Genomic DNA, 7,080 nt, shown 5'->3' with positions numbered 1-7,080 from the left:
GTCCCGCCGCGTGCACGTCCGCGGCGGGACGGGCGTCGGGGCACATGCGTGGGATGCGTGTCCACGGCCATCATCGCGGCGACCGGTATCGCCCCTAAATCTCCAAGATCGCCGATAACGGGGCATTGAGCGTGAAGTAGACACCGCCAAGCCGGTAATCGAGACAGGCCGTGCCGTCAGTTTCGACGGCCACGGCATCCTCGATCAGGGTCGATCCAAACCCCCTGCGCAGGGGCAGAGACACTGTCGGGCCGCCGGTCTCCTCCCAAGAAAAGTGCAGTAGGGAAACACCCTCCCGGGATTCAACACTCCAATTAATGCGGACACGTCCGGCATCAGTGGAAAGGGCACCATACTTAATCGCGTTTGTTGCGAGTTCATGGAGTGCCAGCGAAAAGGACAACGCAGCACGCGAATTCAGATCCAGTCGGGGACCATTGACTTGAAACCGGCCTGAACTGTCATCATGCAGTCCGGTGGCAGCAGTGACAACGTCACAGATATTAGCCGCATTGCCGCCTTGCTGTGTGAGAATATCCTGGGCGCGTGACAGGGCTATGATGCGGGCGCTCAGGCTACTGTGCGCCTCTTCAACCGAGATGGCACCCCGAAGGGTTCGGGCAGCAATTGCGTTCACAACCGACAGCGTATTTTTCACCCGATGCTTGAGTTCGTTCATCAGCAGCCGCTGATGCTGCTCCGCCTCCACACGCTCGGTGACATCTGACCCTTGAACGAAAATATGAGTTACGACTTTCCAACGGTCCCGGATCGGTTGGAAGACAAAATCTACATATTGAAGCTCCGGGGGGGGGCCTTCTTCGCGTTGAAGCAGGATCGGCGTCGCAGTGCCGGTGATGGCCTCCCCCGTGCTGTAAGCAGTATCAAGCATGTCGATAAATGCCTGTGAGGCGACTTCTGGCAATGCTTCGAGAACCGACCTCCCCAGAACGGTTCGATTGCCCACAAGGCGCATGTAGCCAGGGTTTACCATTTCGAAGATATGGTTTTCGCCCCGCATCATCGCCATGAAGGATGGCGCCTGCTCGAACATCCTCTGCAGGCGGTCCTGTTCTTCCGCATTCCAGCGATCGGCTAAAACCCGCGCGGTGGTCTCGATCACGATCGCCAGGACTCCCATGGGTCTCCCTGTCTCATCGAGGACAGGTGAGTAGTCCAGGTTCATCCAGACCGGCTCGGCGCGGCCATTTCGATAAAGCGTCAGTTCCTGATCCACATAAGAGAGCGTTCCCCCGGCAAGACAGACTTTCATGACGTTGTCATTGAAATCAGCCACTTCCGCCCATCCCTCACGAACGGGCTTGCCAAGCATCCCGGGATGGCGGTCGGCCACAAATTCGATATAGCCATCATTATAGATCATCACGCCTTCCGGACCCCAGAGCATGACAATCGGTATGGGTGTTCGAAGTACGATGCGAACGGCCGCTTTCAATGCCTCTGGCCAGGCATTGATGGGTCCGAGAGGTGTTAAGGACCAATCATGCCGCCTGATTAGGTCTGCCATCTCCCCGCCACCGTCAAGAAACGGCAGTTGAGCCTCTACGTTTTTGGCAGGTTGCGACATTGCGGTGTGTACCTTGGCTCCAGCGGCGTGCAAATCTTGATACGGCGCGACCACGTGTCACGCAACCTGTGTGTGGCAAAGCACTGGAGTTAACAGACTGTCACTCCTATGTTTTATCGAAGTGCTTTCGGTACAATGCCGCAATATCCAGTTTAAGGCTGCATCGCGAATAGCGTACCCGCCCATCTGCTCGTGCCGACACTTATTCACAACCCTGCAGTCAACGATGCGAAAGAGTTCTTGGGATTTGAAACAGTGCGTGGTTTTGAAATACGAATGATCGCGTTCGTGGCCCAAAGAGATCTCGCTGCAAGTTCGGAACATTCGTTCGAGTCGATTGGTTGCATTGCGACCCTGACCTTCTCGCAGAGGCTCGGAAAGGCTTCACATGTTTTCTCCGTTGCAACAACAGGATGTTCGTTTGCCCCACAAAACCGCACTTGTTGATGCCGGCCATTGCCCTTGCATTCTCATCGTCGAAGATGAACCTATCATTGCCATCGACCTGCGGATCATCTTCCACGAACACGGTTACGATGTGCTTGGGCCTGCTACCTCTGTCGACATGGCCCTGCGCCTCTTGAATCGTGCGCGGCCAGACGTGGCGGTTCTTGACGCGAACCTTCGCGGCCAAACGATTGCTCCGGTCGCGGAACGTCTTCAGAGCCTTCAAATCCCTTTTTTCCTCTCCTCAGCGTACGAGGCAGCGCAACTGCAGACCGTAAAGGTTTTGGCCAATGTGGAGAATGTTCAAAAGCCGATCGAGGAAAGCCGGCTTTTGGCTGCTGCTCGGCGCGCTCTTGGATCCACATAAGCCAACTGCCATCGCATGGTTTCTTGCGAAGAACAGCATTTGCATCGGGCCGCCTTGAATGTCGGTAAGCAAAGCGATTTTTGCCATGACTACTTTCTATATCTGGCTTCGCTTTTAATTTCAGAGCTTTATAACACGTAAAGCCAAAGCGACTTTTGCCTCGATCATTCGTTCGATGTCTTCATCGAGGTTTGTCTTGGCCATCTGTCCGCTCGTCTCAGCCTGACATCGCTTGCCTCCATTTTTCTGGATTTTCCAGAAGAGCGTGGTTAGCTTTTGCGGTTCAGTAGTCAGGGACCCTTTTTGTGTAATTGCCATGGTAAGCCTCATGGTTGTGACCCGTTCATCATCTCTTTGCCTTGGGCCAGCTGTCAAATTCGCACAAGACTTTCGGCGAATTGAAGCCGACCGCCGTCTTTATCTGCTCTGGTCGCCGCGCATCACAACCCGACCATGAACACCTTCGCTGATCGTTTGCGAAAAACTAGGAAACCGCACAAGGTCATCATAACAGCGGTAGCTCGGAAACTGGTCAGCTTTATAACGCCCTGTGTAAAGGCCGTCAGAAATGGGCGCCTTCGAAAAGCTTGAGAGATACAGTCGCTAATATGGTGTTCTCGTGACTAATCACGGCTTTCCACCAAATGGAGTTACAAAAACCATGACTTCGCTTTTTCATACTCCATGGCAGAGATGCATCAAGATATGCGTCATTCTTAAATTTCGACCTGTCACTCATGCCGCCTAACCAAAAACAAAATAATTTCGTCTTATTACTCTTTAACTCGATGGCCGGTGGTTTTTTGAGAGGCCGATGGTGGCGGTGTGAGAAATGCGTCAAACCGTTTTCTTACGATTTCGTAACATTCGCATGCCTCTGCCTCCATTCCGACGCGATCCTCGATCTGCATCAGTCCGCGGCGATAGGTTATAAGACCTTTCCTTTGCAGAGATTGGGCTGCATGCGTGATAGATGTCCGATTTGCCCCCATGATGCGTGCTAAAAATTCATGTGTATAGGTAAGCCTGTCACCTTCGGCTCGATCATGCATCATCAGCAGCCAGCGACACATGCGCTCCTCGACGGAATGAAGGGAGTTGCACCCTACCGTTTGCATCACTTGGGACAGCAGGGTCTCTGAAAAGCTGACGAACAGATCCTGAATGTTGAGATCATGTTGGAACAGTTCCCGTAATGGTTCGATCCTGCAACGCAGCATCGAGCCCTCTAGCTGAATCGTACAGCGATTATAGGAAACTCCGCTGTACATCGCGGCGAATAGTCCGAATGCCCCTTCTCGCCCGATATTCGCGCATTCGATTTCCGAGCCGTTTTCCAGCACGGTCAGAAGTGACAGGACGCATCCCTGGGGAAAATAAGCGTGCTTCAACTGTCCACCTGCCTCGCAAATGGTGGCGCCCAAGTCCATCTCCACGGGCTCCAAATGCTGTTCGAGAAGTTGGCGTGCCGCAAACGGAAACGCGCCAAGCAGCTGGTTTTCGTGTGTCGTCTGATTTTTTAAGGGGGTTCTCATAGTAATTTACCCGGAGCCAGCATCATGAGCTGTGACAGGTGCTCGGAAGAGAGCGCACAGGATCGCAAGTAAGTTCCGTCCGTATGTTGGGCAGGCAACAGACAACATGGCGGAACTGGCATAAGCAAAGGCGTCTTTTGTCGGATAAAGGCGTTTTTTCCGGATAATGCAACCTTCGGGCCCTGAGGGATGGTAATTGCCGATGAGGTAACCAGGCTGCAGGCCGGCATTTGAATTGGGTCAGTATTGGCGACAGATATTACAAACGAAGGTTTTCGAGCATGGGCAATGACACGATGAGGGCAATAGGGGTTGATTCCGCAACAAGCTGTGCCCCTGATCCCGCGTTTGCGGAAAGTGGCATGCTCTGCGATGGTGCCACCTTGGTGCAATCTGCAGAAGACGCGCCTGAAGCTACCGACGCCCTGATTGACTTCATCCAGCAGCGCTACCATGACAGCCAGCTCAATGACCTGGAAGAGCTGCTCCGTCTGGCCCAGGAAGTCGATCTACATGGCGGCAGTGGCGCGCGCTCCTTCTATGGAGCCGTAGGCTTACTACTTAGGACCCGTGCCCTGCTTACTGCGCAGATCCAAGAAGACGAGTCGTTTCTATTTCCGATGATGTTGTCGAGCGAGCGTCCGAGAATGACCTTCCTCATCCATTGAGCAATGGCGAAGCACCGCTCCCAGCTTGCTCTTCTTGGAGAGTTGCAGGATCTGGGGAAGGCTTCGGAAGCACCTGCCGCTGCTCACACTTTTTGGCACGCGCTTGGTTTTGGATTAAAGGAATTTGCGGACGACCTGAGGGCGTATGTTCATCTAAAAAACGCCCTGCTGTTCCCGCGTTTCCTTTAAAGCATCTGCGCCTAAGCTGAAGAAACAGATTGTATCGTGCAAGGGAAGGTACCGCGCCCTCACCGGTCCGCCCTTTCGCAGAAGATCTACCAGCTCCGACATAGTTCAAGGTCTGACGTAACTGACGAATTTTACCTCTTTGGAAAGGCTTTCATGCAACTCACCAAGCTTATATACACATCTAACCACGGGGGCCTGACGGCGAAGGCCCTTGATGATCTCTTGCTGAAATCTCGTGCCAACAATGAACGCGACGGGATTACCGGGGTGCTGATTGCTAGTGACGAGGACTTCATGCAGCTTCTCGAAGGGGGTCGAGCAGTTGTCGCCGAATGCTTCATGCGCATTATGAAAGATGATCGGCACCAGAGCATTCGGGTTCTCATGGCCGGCGAGAGTGGGGCCCGCCTGTTCTCAGAGTGGAGCATGTGTTCCCTCGATGCCTCGCAAGTCGATAAGGGCATTGTCTCCCGCTACTGGATCAACGGGACATTTGATCCGGCCCGAATGTCGCAGGTTGCGATCGAGGATCTGTGCCGGGAACTGTCCGCACAGCCCCGCATGGCAACTATATGATTTGATAGTTTCACAGAGAATTAGTGTTTGCGGGACTTCCGTTAAAGCCCGGGCGGTTTCTGCGTGACGTCATCCGGTCGCGAGATCGGACCGGGGTGGGGACCTTGATCCACGCCTACTGATCTTCCCGACGCAACCTTGATTATTGCAAAATTTGAACTAGGAGGGGTGGGTGCTTGAGGACATCTCGTCGGCATTGCATCTCACCTCCCCGAGGCCGCATCATCGCAGCTATGGTGCCGCGAAAGATCAGCCTGGCGCAGATTGCCGTTCAGCTCGAGCGGCACGCAAAGCTACCTTTCCGGATCAGCATAATGAGCGGGACCTCCGTCCCGCATAGCTGCCGCCAGTGTCGCGACCGGACATTGATGCAAGGAGCCCTTCTACAACGTTCATCCCCTTTGCCGCCAATGTAGATGCAGCAAAGTCGCCGACCCATATCATCGATCGCCGCAGGATAAGCGGGTCTGGGGATAGGGGCATTGCGACCCGCTTCAGCTTTGCGCAACAGCGCCCCCATAATGCCTTCTTCCGTTCTTGAGAAGGATCGCACCAACAAGTCGCGGTACTGCGACGCCGGCCTATCGCCAAAACGCGGACAAGATCCACCCGCCCCTTTTGGCCTCAATCGAACTGATACCGTGCGCGGGCTTCGGTGAAGGAGATCAGCTTCTCTTGATGAGCGTCCCACAGGTGGAGGTTCACCCCGGCAAAACTCTCGCGGATGGTCAGGCGCTGCGCTTCGGCCAGTTCGCGGTGGTCGCGGATCACATCGGGCAGGCGGTAGAAGGGGATGCGCGAGTAAAGATGATGAACATGGTGGATGCCGATATTTCCTGACAGCCAACGCAGGGGCTGCGGCAGGACGTAGTGTGAACTGCCGTCGAGAGCCGCATCATGGATCTGCCAGTTCTCGCCTGTGTACCAGTGCGTTTCCTCGAACTGGTGCTGCACGTAAAACAGCCAGACCCCAAACGTCGCTGCAACAATCGTCGTGGGCAGAAAAATCAGCAGCACAGGCAGAAAGCCTCCGAACCACAGGATCAACCCCAGCATGACGCCAATGCTAGCGTTGGTGCCCATTGTCGACATCCAGGAGCGCCGCTCCGATCTCATGGCTCCAATGGGAATGCGGTTTTGCAAGAAGAAGAGATAGCTGGGCCCCAGCACGAACAACACCACAGGATGACGATACAAACGATACCTGAAGCGCCCGCTCGGTGAACGTGCCCGATATTCATCAAGCGTCAGGGTCAGCACGTCTCCGATCCCGCGCTGATCAAGGTTGCCGTGATGAGCATGGTGGATCGCATGGGTGCGTCGCCAGAGTGCATAAGGGGTGAGGGTCAGAACACCCAGCAGACGCCCCAGCCAATCCTGCGCACCCCTGTTCGTGAGGAAAGCCCCGTGCCCGCAGTCGTGCTGAATGATGAAGAGCCGCACGAGAAACAAGCCATTGAACATGGCTAAAGCCAATGTCAGCGCCCAATTGACCGAGAGCGCTATCCAAGCCAAAGCCCACAGGATGACGAACGGCACCAAAGTCGCTGCCAGCTCAAAAAGGCTCCGGCGGTTGGAAGGCTCGCGATAGCGCGCCAGTATCCTGAGCCATTCGCGGGATGTGCGGGGAGAATGATAGTTGTTGGGCATCAAAGCCTATAGCTTGAGGGCCAGTCTCGCTCTGGCGGTTAACAGCCTTGCCAGAAGGCA

7 protein-coding genes are annotated in these 7,080 nt (G+C 54.7%); 3 read left to right on the top strand and 4 right to left on the bottom strand.

Features of this window, described 5'->3' with window-relative positions:
- Positions 1-94: 94 nt before the first annotated feature.
- Positions 95-1,588, bottom strand: a complete 1,494-nt coding sequence (locus FA743_RS17250; RefSeq protein WP_136887313.1) for a sensor histidine kinase — start codon at positions 1,586-1,588, stop codon at positions 95-97.
- A 388-nt stretch (positions 1,589-1,976) separates the two neighbouring features.
- On the opposite strand from FA743_RS17250, the gene FA743_RS17245 reads away from it, so the two are divergent.
- Positions 1,977-2,402, top strand: a complete 426-nt coding sequence (locus tag FA743_RS17245; protein WP_136887312.1) for a response regulator — start codon at positions 1,977-1,979, stop codon at positions 2,400-2,402.
- 120 nt (positions 2,403-2,522) lie between these two features.
- On the opposite strand, the gene FA743_RS17240 is transcribed toward FA743_RS17245, so the two are convergent.
- Both FA743_RS17240 and FA743_RS17235 read right to left on the bottom strand, forming a co-directional pair.
- A complete protein-coding gene (locus tag FA743_RS17240) occupies positions 2,523-2,732 on the bottom strand; it encodes a hypothetical protein (protein ID WP_136887311.1) in 210 nt (69 codons plus the stop codon).
- A gap of 443 nt (positions 2,733-3,175) precedes the next feature.
- Entirely contained in the window at positions 3,176-3,937 is a 762-nt protein-coding gene (locus tag FA743_RS17235) for a Crp/Fnr family transcriptional regulator (RefSeq protein WP_136887310.1), read from the bottom strand.
- Between the two features lie 281 nt (positions 3,938-4,218).
- On the opposite strand from FA743_RS17235, the gene FA743_RS17230 reads away from it, so the two are divergent.
- Positions 4,219-4,605, top strand: coding sequence for a hypothetical protein (locus tag FA743_RS17230; protein WP_136887309.1), 387 nt, complete (start codon positions 4,219-4,221; stop codon positions 4,603-4,605).
- 342 nt (positions 4,606-4,947) lie between these two features.
- Entirely contained in the window at positions 4,948-5,370 is a 423-nt protein-coding gene (locus FA743_RS17225) for a BLUF domain-containing protein (RefSeq protein WP_136887308.1), read from the top strand.
- A gap of 624 nt (positions 5,371-5,994) precedes the next feature.
- Here FA743_RS17225 and FA743_RS17220 read toward each other — a convergent pair.
- The gene (locus tag FA743_RS17220; protein ID WP_136887307.1) at positions 5,995-7,020 is read right to left on the bottom strand and encodes a fatty acid desaturase; all 1,026 of its coding nucleotides are present in this window, start codon (positions 7,018-7,020) and stop codon (positions 5,995-5,997) included.
- Positions 7,021-7,080 lie beyond the last annotated feature (60 nt).

This window comes from Paracoccus gahaiensis (genome assembly GCF_005048225.1).
In the GTDB taxonomy this organism is placed as follows: domain Bacteria; phylum Pseudomonadota; class Alphaproteobacteria; order Rhodobacterales; family Rhodobacteraceae; genus Paracoccus; species Paracoccus gahaiensis.
The sequence above is the reverse complement of the archived record's forward strand: the minus strand, read 5'-3'. Positions and strand labels throughout refer to the sequence as shown.